The 18,269-nt window shown below is 36.8% G+C and carries 20 protein-coding genes; 10 read left to right on the top strand and 10 right to left on the bottom strand.

All coding sequences use genetic code 11. The annotated features are described in order from the left end of the window. Nucleotides 1-24: 24 nt before the first annotated feature. The 7 genes from fbpC to DQN24_RS05000 all read right to left on the bottom strand — a co-directional run bounded on the left by fbpC (nucleotide 25) and on the right by DQN24_RS05000 (nucleotide 5,615). Nucleotides 25-1,095 carry a heme ABC transporter ATP-binding protein FbpC gene (gene fbpC / locus DQN24_RS05020; RefSeq protein WP_032821670.1) on the bottom strand — a complete coding sequence of 357 codons (1,071 nt, stop codon included), beginning with the start codon at nucleotides 1,093-1,095 and terminating at the stop codon, nucleotides 25-27. Next, complete coding sequence (locus tag DQN24_RS05015; RefSeq protein WP_005687630.1) at nucleotides 1,082-2,602, bottom strand: ABC transporter permease; 1,521 nt, start codon at nucleotides 2,600-2,602, stop codon at nucleotides 1,082-1,084. Before DQN24_RS05015 ends, fbpC begins: the two co-directional genes overlap by 14 nt. Nucleotides 2,603-2,719: 117 nt before the next feature. Then, nucleotides 2,720-3,718 (bottom strand): iron ABC transporter substrate-binding protein, encoded by a 999-nt coding sequence (locus DQN24_RS05010; protein WP_005667903.1) that lies wholly within the window; start codon nucleotides 3,716-3,718, stop codon nucleotides 2,720-2,722. Nucleotides 3,719-3,869: 151 nt separating this feature from the next. Next, nucleotides 3,870-4,028: a hypothetical protein gene (locus DQN24_RS09280; RefSeq protein ID WP_021035451.1), complete on the bottom strand. Its 159-nt coding sequence runs from the start codon at nucleotides 4,026-4,028 to the stop codon at nucleotides 3,870-3,872. Beyond that, nucleotides 3,991-4,437, bottom strand: coding sequence for a methyltransferase regulatory domain-containing protein (locus DQN24_RS09275; protein ID WP_411690089.1), 447 nt, complete (start codon nucleotides 4,435-4,437; stop codon nucleotides 3,991-3,993). Before DQN24_RS09275 ends, DQN24_RS09280 begins: the two co-directional genes overlap by 38 nt. 74 nt (nucleotides 4,438-4,511) lie before the next feature. Further along, complete coding sequence (locus tag DQN24_RS09270; RefSeq protein WP_411690095.1) at nucleotides 4,512-4,667, bottom strand: hypothetical protein; 156 nt, start codon at nucleotides 4,665-4,667, stop codon at nucleotides 4,512-4,514. Nucleotides 4,668-5,042: 375 nt separating this feature from the next. Then, the gene (locus DQN24_RS05000) at nucleotides 5,043-5,615 is read right to left on the bottom strand and encodes an anthranilate synthase component II (protein ID WP_111695477.1); all 573 of its coding nucleotides are present in this window, start codon (nucleotides 5,613-5,615) and stop codon (nucleotides 5,043-5,045) included. Nucleotides 5,616-5,671: 56 nt separating this feature from the next. On the opposite strand from DQN24_RS05000, the gene DQN24_RS04995 reads away from it, so the two are divergent. Continuing rightward, a complete protein-coding gene (locus tag DQN24_RS04995; RefSeq protein ID WP_111695476.1) occupies nucleotides 5,672-6,649 on the top strand; it encodes an aminodeoxychorismate synthase component I in 978 nt (325 codons plus the stop codon). A gap of 131 nt (nucleotides 6,650-6,780) precedes the next feature. Next, nucleotides 6,781-7,347 (top strand): aminotransferase class IV family protein, encoded by a 567-nt coding sequence (locus DQN24_RS04990; protein ID WP_021035454.1) that lies wholly within the window; start codon nucleotides 6,781-6,783, stop codon nucleotides 7,345-7,347. A gap of 40 nt (nucleotides 7,348-7,387) precedes the next feature. Here the strand turns inward: DQN24_RS04990 and DQN24_RS04985 are convergent, their stop codons facing one another. Continuing rightward, nucleotides 7,388-7,732, bottom strand: coding sequence for a DUF496 family protein (locus DQN24_RS04985; protein ID WP_005653635.1), 345 nt, complete (start codon nucleotides 7,730-7,732; stop codon nucleotides 7,388-7,390). A gap of 190 nt (nucleotides 7,733-7,922) precedes the next feature. Here DQN24_RS04985 and serC point away from each other — a divergent pair, with 190 nt between their 5' ends. Both serC and hisC read left to right on the top strand, forming a co-directional pair. Beyond that, nucleotides 7,923-9,011 carry a 3-phosphoserine/phosphohydroxythreonine transaminase gene (gene serC, locus DQN24_RS04980; protein ID WP_021035455.1) on the top strand — a complete coding sequence of 363 codons (1,089 nt, stop codon included), beginning with the start codon at nucleotides 7,923-7,925 and terminating at the stop codon, nucleotides 9,009-9,011. A gap of 86 nt (nucleotides 9,012-9,097) precedes the next feature. Further along, nucleotides 9,098-10,198 (top strand): histidinol-phosphate transaminase, encoded by a 1,101-nt coding sequence (gene hisC / locus DQN24_RS04975; RefSeq protein ID WP_111695475.1) that lies wholly within the window; start codon nucleotides 9,098-9,100, stop codon nucleotides 10,196-10,198. A 76-nt stretch (nucleotides 10,199-10,274) separates the two neighbouring features. Here the strand turns inward: hisC and grxD are convergent, their stop codons facing one another. Together grxD and ompA are read right to left on the bottom strand one after the other, a co-directional pair. Continuing rightward, on the bottom strand, nucleotides 10,275-10,598 hold the full coding sequence (grxD, locus tag DQN24_RS04970) for a Grx4 family monothiol glutaredoxin (protein ID WP_005653629.1): 324 nt from the start codon (nucleotides 10,596-10,598) through the stop codon (nucleotides 10,275-10,277). 150 nt (nucleotides 10,599-10,748) lie between these two features. Beyond that, nucleotides 10,749-11,792, bottom strand: coding sequence for a porin OmpA (gene ompA / locus DQN24_RS04965; protein WP_021035457.1), 1,044 nt, complete (start codon nucleotides 11,790-11,792; stop codon nucleotides 10,749-10,751). A 369-nt stretch (nucleotides 11,793-12,161) separates the two neighbouring features. Here ompA and DQN24_RS04960 point away from each other — a divergent pair, with 369 nt between their 5' ends. The 6 genes from DQN24_RS04960 to DQN24_RS04935 all read left to right on the top strand — a co-directional run bounded on the left by DQN24_RS04960 (nucleotide 12,162) and on the right by DQN24_RS04935 (nucleotide 18,253). Next, nucleotides 12,162-15,245: an FAD-binding and (Fe-S)-binding domain-containing protein gene (locus tag DQN24_RS04960; RefSeq protein ID WP_111695474.1), complete on the top strand. Its 3,084-nt coding sequence runs from the start codon at nucleotides 12,162-12,164 to the stop codon at nucleotides 15,243-15,245. 53 nt (nucleotides 15,246-15,298) lie between these two features. Further along, a complete protein-coding gene (locus DQN24_RS08985) occupies nucleotides 15,299-15,481 on the top strand; it encodes a hypothetical protein (RefSeq protein ID WP_032825031.1) in 183 nt (60 codons plus the stop codon). After that, the gene (locus tag DQN24_RS04950; protein ID WP_021035459.1) at nucleotides 15,438-15,887 is read left to right on the top strand and encodes a hypothetical protein; all 450 of its coding nucleotides are present in this window, start codon (nucleotides 15,438-15,440) and stop codon (nucleotides 15,885-15,887) included. Before DQN24_RS08985 ends, DQN24_RS04950 begins: the two co-directional genes overlap by 44 nt. A 45-nt stretch (nucleotides 15,888-15,932) precedes the next feature. Next, complete coding sequence (locus tag DQN24_RS04945) at nucleotides 15,933-16,349, top strand: hotdog fold thioesterase (protein WP_054249327.1); 417 nt, start codon at nucleotides 15,933-15,935, stop codon at nucleotides 16,347-16,349. After that, on the top strand, nucleotides 16,346-17,317 hold the full coding sequence (hemH, locus tag DQN24_RS04940) for a ferrochelatase (RefSeq protein ID WP_021035461.1): 972 nt from the start codon (nucleotides 16,346-16,348) through the stop codon (nucleotides 17,315-17,317). Before DQN24_RS04945 ends, hemH begins: the two co-directional genes overlap by 4 nt. 78 nt (nucleotides 17,318-17,395) lie before the next feature. Continuing rightward, the gene (locus DQN24_RS04935; RefSeq protein ID WP_021035462.1) at nucleotides 17,396-18,253 is read left to right on the top strand and encodes a co-chaperone YbbN; all 858 of its coding nucleotides are present in this window, start codon (nucleotides 17,396-17,398) and stop codon (nucleotides 18,251-18,253) included. The last annotated feature ends 16 nt before the right edge of the window (nucleotides 18,254-18,269 follow it).

Here is an 18,269-nt window from a genome sequence, read left to right as displayed (position 1 = left end):
TATCGTGAAGATAAGGCTTTATTGTTAAGCGTAAAAAAGCCCTTTTCTATGTAAATAAACAGGCAAATTATCGCCAATAGATAAATCGGGAGAAATAACGTTCTCAATCCATATTGCGTAGCCATTAATTTCAATTTGAATGGAGGTAATTTTTCCTTTAAATTCAATTTGTTTTATTTGTCCATTAAAAAGTGCGGTTGGATTTTCTGATGTTTTAAACAGGCTAAATTGTTCTGGACGAAGCAAAATCCTACCTTGATTTTGTGAGATTGATTTATTTTTTATAGGAATATTGCCTAATTGGCATTGAGCGGTATTTTCATCGAGTAGATTTGCAGGCAAAACAATACTTTCCCCCATAAATTTTGCTGTTTCAAGATGATTAGGCGACCAATAAAGGGTGCGTGGCGTATCGATTTGTAAAATTTTACCTTGCTGAATAATGGCGATTTTATCAGCGTAGCGTAAGGATTCATCACGGTCGTGAGTAACGAAAATTGCGGAAGCACCGCTTTGGCGAAGTGCTTGGAGCATCTCTTGGCGAATTTGTTGGCGAAGATGCTCGTCTAAGGCACTGAAAGGCTCGTCTAATAAAATCAGTTCTGGATTAGGGGCTAAAGCACGCGCCAATGCTACGCGTTGTTGTTGTCCGCCTGAAAGTTGATGTGGAAAGCGATCCGCCAGTTCAAAAATACCCGTTAGTTGCATTATTTGTTCAATCCGCGTTTTTTCTTCGCTATTTTTTCCTTTGCCGTTGCCTAATCCGTAAGCAATGTTGCGATAGACATTTAAGTGAGGAAAAAGTACGCCCTCTTGCACCACATAACCGAGATGACGTTGTTGCGTTGGAAGATTAAAATTCTCGCCAAAAATTAACCGCTCTTTTAGCCAAATTTCGCCAGTATTGGGGTGTTCAAATCCTGCAATGGCACGTAATAATGTAGTTTTGCCACAGCCTGAAGCACCAAGTAAAAAGAGGATTTCTCCGCGTTGTAAGCTGAATGAAATATCGTGCAGAACTTGTTGTTCATTAAAAAATTTATTGAGATTTTTAACGGTTAATAACGGATTATTTATCATTTTATTTAAACGCATATTTTTTCAATAAAAATACAGGAATACCCGAAAAAAGAACGAGCATTAACGCATAAGGGGTGGCGGCAGCATATTGCGCATCGCTGGTATGTTCCCACACAGCAATGGATAAGGTTTTAATATCATTTGATGTGAGCAAAAGCGTCGCGGTAAGCTCTTTCATTAAATTCAAAAAAACCAAAGCAAATGCGGCGGCCACACCTGGTAATATGGCTGGTAGCGTCAAGGTGCGAAAAATATAGAAAGGGCTTCGCCCAAGACTTTGTCCGACTTTTTCAATTTGATCGGAAAGTTGCTCTAAAGACGCTCTTAATGTAGTTTGTGCCATTGGCAAATAGAGCATAAAGTAGGCAATGATAATCACAAAAAAGGTTTGATATAGGTCGTTAGCGTAATGGATGGAAAAATAGACTAATGATAAGGCAATGACTAAGCCTGGCACAGCGTGTAATAGATATGGCAAGCGGTCGATCCAAATCGTTAAATAACTACGGTAACGAACAGCTGCCCAAACTAATGGCAAGGCACACATTACGGTAAGCAATGCGCCTAAGCCTGAAATGATAAATGAATTGCTGAATGCCGATAAAAATTCTGAAAAATCACCCGCACTTTCGAGTGAAGTTCCCACAATAAGCCAGTAAATTAACATAATCACAGGCACGCCAATGCTTAAAATGAATATGCTAGAGAAAAATCCGAAGGTTAAACATTGTTTTCCAAAGGAAAGTGTTTTTACGAGATAAGGACGCGTAACACCTTTTCCACTGTGGTAAAGGGTTTGTTTTCCACGAAAGAAAATTTCCCCAAAAACAATAAGTATACAAATCGCCATTAAAACGGCGGATAATAATGCAGCAGTGCTGTTGTTAAAAGACATTTCATATTCTTGGAAAATGGCAGTGGTAAAGGTTTGATAATTTAAAATTGACACTGCACCAAATTCGATCAACATATGTAAAGCAATCAGTAAGATACTACTACCAATGGCGGGTTTAAGTTGCGGGAAAATAACATACCAAAAGGTATACACAGGGCTTTTACCCAGCGAAAGGCTTACTTCTTCAAGAGAACGATCAAGTCTTTTTAGTATGGCGGAAACGGGCAAATAAGCCAAAGGAAATGAACTTAATGTCATAATACCAATTGTTCCCCAAAAACCCTCAACGCGGAATGTGAGGCTGATCCAAGTAAAACAACTTACAAAGGCGGGAATACAAAGGGGTAACGTCATCGCCACTTCAAAAAAAGCTTTACCGAAAAAGCGATAACGTTCAAGTAAAAAAGCACAAAGCGTGCCAAGTGAAATAGCACCGATAGTTACACAAACCATTAAAAGCATTGTATTGCTTAATAATTCAGCCATTCGAGGGCGAAACAATAGCTCAACACTTCGCGTTAATCCCACTTCTGTCGCACGCAAAATGACATACAGAAACGGCAAACATAACGGAAGCCCGATTAAGATGATAAGTAAAGTGAGCCAGAATGGCGGTCTGCGAGGCAAAGTTAAATCCTTTTAGGAATGTGAACCTTTCAGTTCACGCACGCAAGCGGTTAATTTTGTTAGAGAATTGTAAACGCGTGCGTGAATTTTTTCAAATACACGCACGCAATATTTGGATTATTTCAATCCAGCTTCTTCAATTAATTTGATCGCATGTTCTTTATCTTGAGCTGTTGTTGCGGACACCACTGGTGCTTCTAATTTTTCATAAGGTTCAAGATTAAATGGCGAAACCACATCAGCACGTAACGGATATTCTGCACGCGCTGCCACTAATGCCTCTTGACCTTTTTTACTCGCTAAGAAATCAACAAATTTTTGTGCTTCAGCTTGATTTTTAGAAGCTTTCAATACTGCTGCACCTGAATAGCTAACTAACGCACCTGGATCTTGGTGGCGAACAAAATAAAGACGGCTTTTTAGGTTTTCCACGCCTTTTTCTTTTGCTAGGTTATACCAATAATAGTTATTGATTAACGCAGCAGGTACTTCGCCATTTTCAACCGCTTGTAATGCCACACTATTTTTAGCGTAAAGTTTTCCGTTCTCTTTTAAACCTTTTAACCAATTAAGCGCAACTTTGTCCCCTTTCATTTTGCTTAACGCAACAACTTGCTCTAAGAACGCGCCAGAAGTTGATACATAACCGATTTTGCCTTTCCATTTTGGTGTTGCATAATCAAGCACTGATTTTTCCATATCTTTTTCAGATAATTTAGTGTGATCGTAAACCACTACGCGAGAACGGCCACTTAATGCAATCCAGTCTTTTTTCGGTGCAAGTGGTACGCCTTTTTGTGCGGTTTGTTGAATGGTTTGTTCTGAAATTGGTGCTAAAAGCCCTGCTTCAGAAAGATCGGCAAAAGTCGCTGTTTGTTCAGTATAGAAAACATCGGCTGGTGTTTTATCGCCTTCTTCTTTTAATTGACCTGCAAGTTGCTCACTTTTCCCGCTATTTAGCGTAACTTTAATGCCTGTTTCCTGTTCAAAGGCTTTTGCCACAGCCGTAGCGGCTTCTTTGTGCTGACCATTATAAACGGTAATATCAGCAAAACTATTAGCAGAAAAAGCAAGTGCTGCCGCAAGGGTAGCAAGTTTGAAATGTTTAAATTGCATTGAAAAGCTCCTTATGTTGAGTGCAAATTATTCAGTTAAGACTGAATTGTGGCTATTCTATGCCTAATTTCATTTAAATGCAAATAATTCTCAATTTAAGTTAATGTTTAGATGAAAAATAAAACGGTACATAACACGCACCGTCCACAGATTATAGGTTTACAGGCTGGATATAACCTAATCTTGTTAATACATCACAAAGCGCATTAAACAACTCAGTGCAATCATAAGTTTCATCAATCAACTTATCATTGTTGTTCATATCTTTATATTCATTTTGAATTAAATAGCCTTGTAATGCTGATGACATAACAAACTTCGTCTAAATGCCACATTGTAAAAATAATCAAGGCATTGCTCACGGCGACATAATCAGTCTCAGATAATTGATCGATCATTTCTCTCAAATGGTGAGGCATCCAAGAAATATAGGAAAGTTGGAAACTGGTATCGCCAATATAAGCTAATTGATGTTGATTAAGACTATCCACAAATTGATGAAGATAAATTGGATGATTGTGGTATTCAAGATATTCGTGTGCAACATAATGATCACTATGTATTTGAATACTATCAAAATTATCCACTAGGCTATGATTTTTTATTTTTTCAGAGGCAATGGATTTAATTGCATCAGAAAATAATTGAACCACCACTTTACCACGACGAGTTTGTTCTGCAAGCGGCAAATCTTGCGTATATTTATTGGCATAAAGCATAATATCCCGTGCAACTTCGCGGCTTTTCCAACCTGGGTAGGTATTATAAGAAATATAAGCAATACCGTTTGAGGTTAAATTTTCGCGACAAATTTCAAGAATATTTTTGTTTCTAAACGAACATTGGTTAAGCCCATTGATTGAATAATTTCATTACCTTGGGTAATTTGACTATCCGCTAAATCCACGCCAACAAATTCCGTATCTGGATAATAAACCGCTTGAGAGATTAAGCTTCCACCAAAAGAAGAACCTAATTCTAATACTTTAGCCCCTTTGAGTGCTGGCGGCTTTAATCCCCAAAATGTCGCATTCCCCTCTAAAAGCGCAATACTCGTATAAGAAAAGGGTTTAGAATAGTATCCTAATTCATCGTAAGGGTTATATTGATTTGATTTGTCCTGTTAATGTAGAAATTGTCAATATCTTTTAAATGCAACATTGTAAAGTGAATTGACACAAAAACAAAGTGAGATAATGTAACCTAGTTTTATTACTTAGTTTGAAAGAAACAATATGAACTAATAATTTGCTTTGATATACCTCTGATTCTTTTTCATAGATCAAGTGTGGAATTTGGTGGTGTATTATATGCCCATTCAGAATTAGATAGCAGGAATCGCCAACCAATTACGCAAAATTTGCTCTCCAAAGTCTGACATATAAGACTCTGGATGAAACTGAACGCTATAAATTGGCAAAAATTTATGCTGCATAGCCATCACTACATCTTCATCACAAAGTGCGGTAATTTCTAGGCTATGAGGAAAATCATCTTTCTGCACGCCCCAAGAATGATATAGCCCGATATTAAATTCAGTTGGAAGATCAAAAAACAACGGGGAATTTGACCGCACTTTTAATGTTCTTTTCTGCCCGTGACGAACATTCTCTAAGTTATATAATGTACCACCAAAAAATTCACATAAGGTTTGATGCCCTAAACACACACCTAAAATAGATTTCTGCTGATAATATTTTTCTAATAGAGAAAAAATTTGTGGGTAAGCGCGTGGCACATCGGGCCCCGGCGAAATCAATATATGACTATAGTTCTCCGCTGTATTTTCTTTCAAATCTTCCACGTTTAAAACGTCATAAGGCACATTTAATTTCCGAATTAAATCTACCAAGTTAAAAGTAAAAGAATCGTGATTATTAATGATGAGTAATTTCATAACCGCTCGGTATTCGTTATAATCGTGCAATTTTACGCAAAATAACATAAAGCACAATGCAACATTTTATTAAACAGGCTAATCATTATGGCAAACAACGCACGCCATTTTTCTTTCTTATTGATTTTGAAAAAGAAAAACCCTTGATTTGTCCTCTCGAAAATTCTGCACAACAAGGCATTTATTTTGATATTTTAGAGAAAAGAAATAGCACGATTTCTCCACAACCTATCCCTCTTAATTTTACCAAACATCCAATGCCTTTCTCGCGTTATCAACAAGGTTTTGAACTTGTTCAAAGTGAATTGCAAAAAGGTAATTCTTATTTATTGAATCTAACCTATCCTACTGAAATTTCAGGAAATCTTTCACTGGAACAAATTTTTCATCAAACCAATGCACCTTATAAATTGTGGTTACAAGATCAATTTGTTTGCTTTTCGCCTGAATGTTTTGTCAATATTCAGGATAACCGCATTTTTACTTATCCCATGAAAGGGACGATTAACGCCTCTCTGCCCGATGCAGAAAATCAGTTACTCACAAATGAAAAAGAACAACGCGAGCATTACACAATTGTTGATTTAATGCGTAACGATTTATCAATGGTGGCAGAACACATTCAAGTGAAAAAATTTCGTTATATCGATCGCATAAAAACACAAAAAGGCGAAATACTGCAAACCAGTTCTGAAATTTACGGAAAATTGAATGAAAACTGGCAAAATCAAATTGGCGATATTTTATCGAAACTCTTGCCTGCTGGTTCCATTAGTGGCGCACCAAAAGAGAAAACCACACAAATTATTCAACAAGCAGAAAAACAAAAACGTGGTTATTACACAGGAATCTTTGGCATATTTGATGGTAAAACACTACAAAGTGCGGTGGCAATTCGATTTATTTCTCAAGTAGATGAAAAATTTTATTTTCATAGTGGGGGTGGTATAACCATTCACAGTCGCGTGGCAGATGAATATCAGGAATTGCTTGAAAAAGTTTATTTGCCTATTTCAGAAACTTACGCGATATAAAAATCTGTTATACCGTGGGTAAGTGTACCCACGGTTACGCATAGTTATTCCCCTTTGGGGTATTTCTAACTACCGCCCCAAAATCGGTTTAATTATGCTTACCCTAGTCAATAACTAACAGGAATACTTTAATGTTCCCTTTATTTGAAACCCTTTGCATTGAAAAGGGGGAAATTAAAAATATCAATTTACACCAAGCGCGATATGAACGTAGTTTGCGTGAATATTATGGCAAAAGTGCGGTAAAAATTTTTAATCTTTTTTCCCTTATTCAACTGCCTGAAGATTTACAAAATCAATTAGTTCGCTGCCGTATTGATTACAATGCCGAAACCACAAAAATTCAATATTTTGAATACCAGCAAAAAATCTACCGCACTTTTCAACCTGTAATTTGTGACGATATCGAATACAGCTTGAAATATTCAGATCGCAGTTTAATTAATACATTGTTTGCACAACGTGGCACTTGTGATGAAATTATAATTATCAAAAATGGAAAAGTGACAGATTGTTCCATCGGTAATTTAATTTTTCGCCAAGGGAAAAAATGGTACACACCAGACACGCCATTGCTTTTAGGCACACAACGAGAAAAATTATTACAAGAGGGGAAAATTCAAGAACGTACAATATTCCAAGAAGATATTGGCAATTTCGATGAAATTAAAATCATTAATGCAATGAATGGTTTATAAAAAAATAAGCCGACTGATTTAGTCGGCTCTAGTTATCCTATTATTTTTCAGCGTTTTTCAATAATTCTGCGTGTGCTTTTTTCTGCTCTTTCATTTTCGTACTCGCTTCACGGCGTTGCTTAGAAAGTTCAGCATTGCGAATCGTGTAATCATCCACTCGGCTTTCATAATCATCACGCATACTTTCAATAATTCCGCGTACTTCTGCAATAGTCATATCATCACGAATATATTGATTTAAATTATCCAACAATAATATGCGTTTTTGGTTATCGCGAATCTTACGATTATTGTCTTCCATATCTCGTTTAATTCTATTTTTTAAACGATACATACGCACGTATTCCAACACATCTTGAAAAGATTGTTTATTCACAATTTCCATCACAACTCCCTTTAAAATAAATAAAATGACTGTGCCGTAATTTAGCTTTTTTTTAATCAATCGTCAAAATTTACCCTCTATTTTATGAATGATGGAAAGAATTTTTTTGATTTCAGTAAAAAGCATTGATTATCGATTTTTGTAGTGATAAAAAAGACACCATTATTTTCATAAAAAGCAAGGAAACACAATGTCACAAGTCTTTAATTTTAGCGCGGGTCCTGCGATGATTTTCCCAGAAGTGTTGCAAAAAGCACAAAATGAACTTACAAACTGGCTCAATCAAGGCGTATCCGTGATGGAAGTCAGCCATCGCGGAAAGTATTTTATGGAACTCGTTACCCAAGCGGAAAAAGATCTACGTGAGGTTTACAATATTCCTGATAACTATCGTGTACTTTTCTTACAAGGTGGCGCTCGCGGTCAATTTGCCGCAATTCCGATGAACTTAATCGGTAAAAAAGGCAAAGCCCTTTATTTAAATAGTGGGCATTGGTCAGCTACAGCGGCAAAAGAAGCAAGAAATTTTGCAGAAATTGATGAAATCACTATCGTAGAAAATGGCGAACAAACCCGAATTACCGATCTTGATTTTAGCCATATCGCTGATCAATATGACTACGTTCATTATTGCCCGAATGAAACCATCAGTGGTGTGGAGATTTTTGATATACCAAATGTGGGCGATACCGTATTGGTCGCGGATATGTCTTCAAATATTCTTTCACGTCAAATCGATATCAGTAAATTTGGTGTAATTTATGCAGGGGCGCAAAAAAATCTTGGCCCTGCGGGCATTACATTAGTTATTATTCGTGAGGATTTAATCGGTAATGCACGTAAAGAAACCCCATCCATTTGGAATTATGCAACTCAACGTGATGCAGACTCAATGATCAACACCCCCCCAACTTTTGCGTGGTATTTATGTTCCCTCGTATTTAAACATCTTAAAGAAATAGGTGGCTTAGAAATAATCGAAAAACGTAATGCACTAAAAGCACAAACTCTTTATGATTATATTGATTCGAGCAAACTTTACCGCAATGTGGTAGCAAAAGAAAACCGCTCAACAATGAATGTGACTTTCATCACAGGTAATCCTGAATTAGATGCAAAATTTGTCGCAGAGTCTACTGCTGCGGGCTTGCAAGCCTTGAAAGGTCATAAGGTTTTAGGTGGAATGCGTGCATCTATTTATAACGCAATGTCGCAAAATGGTGTTGAGGCACTAATTACATTTATGAAAAAATTTGAAGCTGAAAATCTTCCTCAATAGTTAAAGAACATTTTCAATGGGCGTATTTACGCCCAAATTTACTTGAAAATTCATACTAATTCATATCAATATTTATAAATACAACTATGCAGTACATCAACATTGCCAATCGTGGCGTAAAATCCTTATCCCCTTATCAAGCAGGCAAACCCATTGAGGAATTAGAACGAGAACTTGGTATTTCCAATATCGTTAAACTTGCCTCAAACGAAAACCCATTTGGTTTTCCAGAAAGTGCAAAAAAAGCAATTTTTGAACAATTAGATAAACTAACTCGTTATCCAGATGCCAATGGCTTTGAACTAAAACAAACTATCGCAAACAAATTTGGCGTTCAACCAAATCAAATTACGCTTGGAAATGGATCAAATGATTTATTAGAACTTTTTGCTCACACTTTTGCAGCAGAAGGCGATGAAATCATTTATTCACAATATGCCTTTATTGTTTATCCTTTAGTGACTAAAGCAATAAATGCCGTTGCAAAAGAAATTCCAGCTAAAAATTGGGGGCATAATTTACAAGGATTTTTAACCGCACTTTCTGATAAAACAAAGCTCATTTACATTGCTAATCCAAATAATCCAACGGGTAATTTTTTAACATCGCAAGAAATTGAAGATTTTTTAGCAAAAGTCCCCGAAAATGTAATCGTGGTATTAGATGAAGCCTACACGGAATTTACTAGATCTGAAGAACGAGTGGACTCTTTCAGTTTATTAAAAAAATATTCAAATTTAATTATTTCCCACTCTCTTTCTAAAGCCTATGGCTTGGCAGGCTTACGCATTGGTTATGCGGTATCTAATCCAGAAATCGCAGATTTATTAAATCGAGTTCGACAGCCATTTAACTGTAATTCTTTGGCATTAACCGCTGCAGTTGCCGTAATGAATGACGATGAATTTGTTGAAAAAGTCGCTGAAAATAATCGAATAGAAATGCGACGTTATGAAGACTTTTGTCAAAAAAATCAATTGGATTATATTCCCTCTAAAGGAAATTTTATAACCATTGATTTCAAACAACCTGCCGCACCAATTTATGATGCGTTGTTACGAGAAGGCGTAATTGTTCGCCCAATTGCTGGGTATGGCATGCCGAATCATTTACGTATAAGTATTGGTTTACCTGAAGAAAACGAGAAATTTTTCACTGCACTTTCTAAGGTATTAAAGTTTGCTTAATCTATTATTTAATAATGCAAGGGAAATTTATTATATAAAAAACCCGCTTATTGCGGGTTTTATTTTTCCACTGTGATTAAGCGTGCTTTGCTGCCACTTCAGCTAATAAAGTTTGCAATTCGCCTGCTTGATACATTTCCAAAATAATATCACAACCACCAATTAATTCTCCCTCAACCCATAATTGCGGAAAAGTTGGCCAATTTGCATATGTTGGTAATTCAGCACGAATATCTGGATGTTGCAAAATATCCACATAACCAAAAGGCACTTTGCAGTGCATTAATGCCTCAGATGCACGAGCAGAAAAACCACAAGATGGTAATTTTGGCGAACCTTTCATATAAATAAGAATGGGATTTTCACTAATTTGCTTTTTGATTTTGTCTAAGGTTTCCATAATGTTCCCTATAAATAAACGAGATAAGCATTTTATCACAAGTTAAAACTTGATTGAAATGCTTGGTTTTATATTCATTTAAAACAAAAGGCCTAAACCGAAGTTTAAGCCTTTTGCTGTATTTAATCTTTCGTTAAACAAATACTAAAATTATTTAGTACCGTTTACCGCGATTTCTACACGACGGTCTGGAGCAAGACAAGCGATAAGCGCTTTACGGCCTTTAACTTGGTCACAAATTGCGCCAGTTACTGGGTTTGCTTTACCGTAGCCAGTTGCAGAGATTGCGTCTGCTGCAACACCTTTAGCAACAAAGTAGTTAGCTACTGAATCTGCACGTTCTTGAGAAAGTTTTACGTTGAACGCATCAGAACCAATACGGTCAGTGTAACCAGCAACCGCTACTTTTGCACTTTTAACTTGTGACATTTCGCCATAGATGCTGTCTAATGTTGCTTGCGCTTGAGGTTTTAAGTTTGCTTTACCAAATGCGAAAGTTACATCAGAGTTTAAGCTGAAAGTTTTGCTTACCATTTCAGGTGCTGCAACAACTGGCGCTGCACCTTGACCAAAACGGTAAGAAATACCCGCGTTGATAGAACCAATCCAAGGGTTGTAGTTAATTGCGCTATTTGGTTTATCTTGAGGGCGGTATTTACCTACGCGAGTTAGCCATTGGTATTCTAAACGAACTGCTAATTCTGGTAATACTGCATATTCTGCACCTACTGCAAATAAACCAGAGGCACGTGCTCTGTGATGTTCGCCGTATTTCTTATCGTAGAATTTATAGTCAGAACGAACTAAAGCAACACCTGCTTTACCATAAACATCTAAACCTTCTAATACTTCGTAGCTACCTTTTAAGCTTAAGTGAGTACCGTGGTTAGTGTGTTTAGCAACAGTTCTACCTTTTTCACGACCTTTAGCACGACCGAAATCGTCGTAACCTAATTCAACCGCTAAACCTAAGTTATTTTGATTTAAAATTTGATAACCACCGAATACACCATAAGTGAAAGAATTACGGTGATAACCTACTTTATTTTCACGAGCTAGAGCACGAAGTCCATCGTGAAAAGATGCTTGACCAGCTTTAACGCCAGCGTAGAAAGTGTTTTCTTGTGGAGCTGCTTGAGCTACTGAAGCTGCTGCTAAACCAGCAACTACTAATGCGATTGCAGTTTTTTTCATTTTGATGTCCTCTATTTAGTGATCGAATAGTAATAAAAAAGTGTACTTGTTTATACTGAACTTTTAATTAAAGTTACATTCTAAACAGTCACTTAACTAGGGTTTTGAATTTGCCCTACTTTATTACCTTTTGACAAATTCAATTCCTTTGTTTATGTTTACCCCAAAGGAACGTTCAAAAGTGTGATCATTATCCTATGAATTTTAAAAAGATCAAATTATTTTGAATTATTTGTTTAGTTTTTATCCAAAATAACACTTTCTTAAACAGACTTTTTACCTTCTCCTCTCTCTTTCCTAATCGACATTATTCTAGCCTTAGGATATTATCAAAGTCTCCATCTGATATGTTTAAATGGGTCAAATACTATGTTGCCAAATCTAAATCGCATTCCTCAAGTTGAACAATATGTACTTGATTATCTTAGTGATCTTCAACGCCAACATTTTGAGGGGGATATTGCAACAAACTATTCAGATAGATTAAGTCTAGCTACGGATAACAGCGTTTATCAACAACTTCCACTGGCGATTCTTTTTCCGAAAACTGTTGCTGATATAGTGCGTATAACCAAATTGGCAAATTTACCAAAATATCAATCACTCACTTTTACTCCTCGCGGTGGTGGTACGGGAACCAATGGACAATCTATCAATAACGATATAATAGTGGATCTTTCTCGTCATATGACTGCCATCTTAGAACTCAATGTAAAAGAACGCTGGGTTCGAGTACAAGCAGGCGTTGTAAAAGATCAACTTAATCAATTTTTAAAACCACATGGTTTGTTCTTTGCCCCAGAGTTATCCACCAGCAATCGAGCGACTTTAGGCGGAATGATTAACACAGATGCCTCGGGGCAAGGTTCATTGCAATACGGTAAAACCTCTAATCATGTTTTGGCATTACGTGCAGTATTAATGAACGGTGAAATTTTAGATACAAGTGCGGTCAATTCTGTTGATGTTTTAGAAAACATCGATGCGCTTGAATTAAGTGATAGTAGCAAAAGACTCCATCAAACAATTGCGCAACACTGTAAAGAAAAAAGAGCGGCTATCATTAAAGATTTGCCACAACTTAACCGTTTTTTAACGGGATACGATCTGAAAAATGTATTCAATGAAGATGAAAGTGAATTTAATCTAACAAGGATTCTCACTGGCTCTGAAGGTTCTCTCGCATTTATTTGTGAAGCTAAACTCAATCTTCTGCCAATTCCGCAGTATCGCACGCTCATCAATATTAAATATCGTTCTTTTGATGCGGCATTACGCAATGCACCCTTTATGGTGAAAGCCAATGCGCTTTCTGTGGAAACCGTTGATTCCAAAGTCTTAAACCTCGCCAAACAAGATATTATTTGGCACTCTGTGAATGAACTTCTTACAGAAGATGAAGCAGATCCAATTCTTGGTTTAAATATTGTGGAATTTGCCGGTAATAATAAAGAAAAAATAGACCGCCAAGTTACCGCTCTTTGTCACTTACTTGATGAAAAAATTGAACACAATCAAGATCACATTATTGGCTATCAAGTCTGTTCTGATTTGCCGTCTATTGAACGAATTTATGCAATGCGAAAAAAAGCAGTGGGCTTACTGGGTAATGCAAAAGGTGCAGCCAAACCGATTCCTTTTGTAGAAGATACTTGTGTCCCTCCAGAAAATCTTGCGGATTACATCAGTGAATTTCGTGCTTTATTAGACAAGCACAATTTACAATATGGAATGTTTGGTCACGTCGATGCGGGCGTGTTGCACGTTCGCCCAGCGCTTGATTTATGCGATAAAGAACAAGTGAAATTATTTAAACAAATTTCAGATGAAGTGGCAGAACTTACGATTAAATATGGTGGATTACTTTGGGGAGAACATGGAAAAGGCGTGCGTTCCCATTACGGCGAAAAATTCTTTACGCCAGAACTCTGGCACGAACTTCGTTATATCAAAACCTTATTCGATCCAAACAATCGCTTAAATCCGGGCAAAATCTGTACGCCTTTAGATTCCAAAGATGAACTTTATTCTATTCTTTCGCCGATGCGAGCTGATAAGGATCGTCAAATTCCTATCCAAATACGAGATGAATTTAAGGGTGCGATGAACTGCAATGGAAATGGCTTATGTTTCAATTTTGATGAACACAGCATTATGTGCCCATCGATGAAAGTCAGTAAAAACCGTGTATTTTCGCCGAAAGGTCGTGCAGCTATGGTTCGAGAATGGCTTCGATTGATGGCAAATGAAAATGTTTCCCCCGAACAATTAGACTTCCGTAAAACAGAAATAAAACTAACCGCACTTGTAAAAAGACTACGAAATACAGTTCAAAAATGGCGAGGCAATTATGATTTTTCTCACGAAGTAAAAGCCACAATGGATACTTGCCTTGCTTGTAAAGCCTGTGCAAGCCAATGCCCGATTAAAATTGATGTGCCAAGTTTCCGTGCGAAATTCTTTCATTTTTATCACAGCCGTTATTTACGACCAGCAAAAGACCACGTTGTGGCAAATTTAGAAATCGCTGCGCCTTATATGGCAAAACAGGCAAAATTCTTTAATTATTTTACCAAGCTAAAAGTCACGCAAACATTAGTGGAAAAAACACTAGGCATGACTGATTTGCCCTTGCTTTCTGAACCCAATTTGCAACAACAGCTGGTGGAAATTCATTATCAAGGCAAATCCTTGGAAGAATTGGAAGACCTAAGTGCGGTAGAAAAAAACAATGTTTTATTTATTGTGCAAGATCCTTATACCTCTTACTATGATGCGAAAGTGGTACGGGATTTTGTTATGCTTACGCAGAAATTAGGCTTCACACCAATTCTATTGCCATTTAAACCAAACGGCAAAGCAATGCACATTAAAGGTTTCTTAAAACGCTTTAGCAAAACAGCACAAAACCAAGCCGAGTTTTTAAATCGAATGGCAAAATTAGGCATTCCACTTGTAGGCATTGATCCAGCCATCGTGCTGTCTTATCGAGATGAATACAAGGAAGCACTACAAGAAAAACGTGGCGATTTTCACGTTCTCACCGCACACGAATGGTTAAAGCAAAGATTACAAAATGCGGATTTGCAAGAGAAGTTAAAAAACATCGCCAAAACTGACCGCACTTTAGGTTGGTATTTATTCCCTCATTGTACGGAATCTACCTTTATGCCGAACAGCCCAAAAGAATGGCAAGAAATTTTTGGAAGATTTGGACAACAACTGAATGTAGAAAAAGTAGGCTGTTGCGGTATGGCTGGTGTATTTGGACATGAAATGCAAAATCAAAAAATGAGCCGAGAAATCTACGATGTATCCTGGCATAAAAAACTACATGGAAAAGATCCGCACTTTTGTTTAGCTACCGGTTATTCTTGTCGCAGTCAGGTAAAACGTTATGAACATGTGGTGTTAAAGCATCCTGTGCAGGCGTTATTAGAAATATTGGAATAAAAGAGAACTTATGCCACAATAACATCAAAACTTGATACTACTAAGGAGGAAATATGTCTAGACATCTTTCACCACCAACCAATCAAGAACTCATTAATGAGCTAATAAAGCTGGGCAATCATATTGAAAGCACCAGAATCACAGGCGAAACACGTGAAGAGCGTTTAAAAAAATTTATGGAAATTTACAATTATGGCAAATGTAATAAAGATTCCAGCAAAAGTTTCTCTACATAAATTGTTTAGAGAAATCAGTCGAGAACTAGGTTTTAGTGATGAAGACATCGATAATTACGCAATGGATGTTTTTGAATTACTTGATAAATGGGAACAACAAGGGTTTGTTGAAGTTTACGAAAATTATAGTGATCGCAAAGTTGGTCGTTTAAAACGTTCTGATCTGGGTAAATACGCTATCCCTTGGTATTTAGAACTTTATCACGCTAGAATTTCAGAAAAGAATGACCCTTTAATCGTATTAAGAAAAGATAATGAGGATCAACGAGGAGAATATAGTTTTTCTGTCAGATTTTTAATCACGCACGATAAAATGTTTGGCTCATTAAATGAAAAAAATAATGAAGCAATCTTGAAAAAAATCAAAATGACCGTCGATACATTAATTAAAAAAGGCAATTATTAATGAAGTAAGTCTAATAATTTACCTTTATTTTTTATAAAGATAAAAATGCTCTGGAAAAAAACTTTTACCCTCGAAAACTTAAATCAACTTTGTGCTAACAGTGCAGTTAGCCATCTTGGCATTGAAATTTCAGCTTTTGGCGAGGATTGGATTGAAGCGACGATGCCTGTGGATCATCGTACTATGCAGCCGTTTGGTGTATTGCACGGTGGGGTTTCGGTTGCTTTAGCTGAAACAATTGGTTCTCTTGCGAGTTCGCTTTGTTTAGAAGAAGGCAAAGCTACGGTTGGATTGGATATTAACGCCAATCATCTTCGCCCTGTTCGTTCAGGTAAAGTGACTGCAAGAGCCACACCAATTAATTTGGGCAGAAATATCCAAGTTTGGCAAATTGACATCCGCACAGAAGAGAATAAACTTTGTTGTGTTTCTAGATTAACCCTTTCCGTAATCAATTTATGACAAAACCAGCAAAAATCGGCGTATTACTTGCCAATCTAGGCACGCCAGATAGCCCAACGCCGAAGTCAATTAGCCGTTATTTATGGCAATTTTTAACGGATCCTCGCGTGGTCGATTTACCGCGTTGCAAATGGTATCCACTACTAAAAGCCATTATTTTGCCATTGCGTTCAAAACGTATCGCCAAAAATTATCAAGCAATTTGGACAGAACAAGGCTCGCCTTTACTTGCTATTTCACGACAACAAAAAGACGCATTACAAGCCTATTTAGATAATCAAAATATCGATACTCAAGTAGAAATTGCCATGACATACGGCAATCCATCAATGCAAAGTGCGGTGAAAAATTTGCTTAAAAATCAAGTTGAGCGAATTATTGTTTTGCCTCTTTATCCGCAATACTCTAGCTCAACCACGGGCGCAGTATTTGATGCTTTCGCTAACGCTCTTAAAGAAGAACGAGGATTAGTGCCTTTTGATTTCATCCATTCTTATCATATTGATGAAAATTACATTAACGCCTTAGCCGACTCCATAAAAGTGCGATTAAAATCCGATGAGTTTTTGTTATTTTCTTATCACGGTATTCCTCTGCGTTACGAAAAAATGGGCGATTATTATCGTGAACATTGTAAACAAACGACTATTGCAGTTGTTAATAAGCTAGACTTAACAGAAAAACAATGGGGAATGACGTTTCAATCTCGCTTTGGACGTGAAGAATGGCTACAGCCTTATACCGATAAATTTTTAGAATCTGCTGCAACACAGAACATTCAAAAAATTGCTGTTGTTTGCCCAGGTTTCTCCGTAGATTGTTTAGAAACCATTGAAGAAATTGACAAAGAAAATCGAGAAAATTTCCTAAACAATGGCGGACAATCTTATCAATATATTCCTGCACTTAATGTAGAGCATGCACATATTGAAATGATGGGAAAATTGATCTTAAAGAAACTTGATTAATAATAGAAATGGTAAAACGTTTCTAAAATCTTCCGCACTTTGCTAAAATCAGCCATTATTTTTTCACAAGGATAAAACATGGCTGATTTTCCTTTTATCGTTGAGATCAACGAACAAAACCTTACTGAAATACTGCAACAATCCTTAGAAAAACCACTTGTCATCAATTTTTATGCGCCAACGCATAAAGAATCGGCAGATTTTTTGGTGCTACTTGAGCAAGTTGCAGAACAATATCAAGGACAATTTATTCTTGGAAAAGTAAATTGTGAAAAAGAGCAAATGATTGTCGCACAATTCCGCATCCAAGCATTACCAACCACCTATTTGTTTAAAGAAGCACAGGCATTAGATGCATTTCCAAGCGTGCTTGATAAATCTTCATTAATCCAACGATTAAGCATTATTTTACCTAAAGAGGAAGATTTAAAATTCCAACAAGCATTAGATTTCTTGCAAGTAGAAAATTACGAAGCTGCATTGCCATTATTGAAAGATGCGTGGGAGCTTTCTGATAAGAAAAATAGTGATGTTGCCCTACTCTACGCTGAAACCTATATTGCAATGAAGAAAACGGAGCCAGCACAAGAAATTTTAAATCAAATTCCATTGCAAGATCGTGATAGTCGTTGGCACGGATTACAAGCACAAATTGGGCTGCAAATTCAAGCAGCTGACACACCTGAAATCCAACAATTACAAGCTGATTATGCCAAAAATCCAACGCCTGAAATTGCAATAAAACTTGCTGTTCAGCTTCATCAAGCAGGACGAAATGAAGAAGCACTGACACTACTTTTCGGTATTTTAAAAACCGACTTAGGCGTGCAAAATGGCGAAGTTAAACAACAATTTTTATCCATTTTAAGTGCAATGGGCAATGCTAATCCGCTGACAAATAAATTTCGTCGATTACTTTATTCGCTGCTTTATTAAGCAAAAAATTTATAAT

It is taken from the genome of Haemophilus influenzae, from assembly GCF_900475755.1.
Classification (GTDB): Bacteria; Pseudomonadota; Gammaproteobacteria; order Enterobacterales; family Pasteurellaceae; genus Haemophilus; species Haemophilus influenzae_D.
The sequence above is the reverse complement of the archived record's forward strand: the minus strand, read 5'-3'. Positions and strand labels throughout refer to the sequence as shown.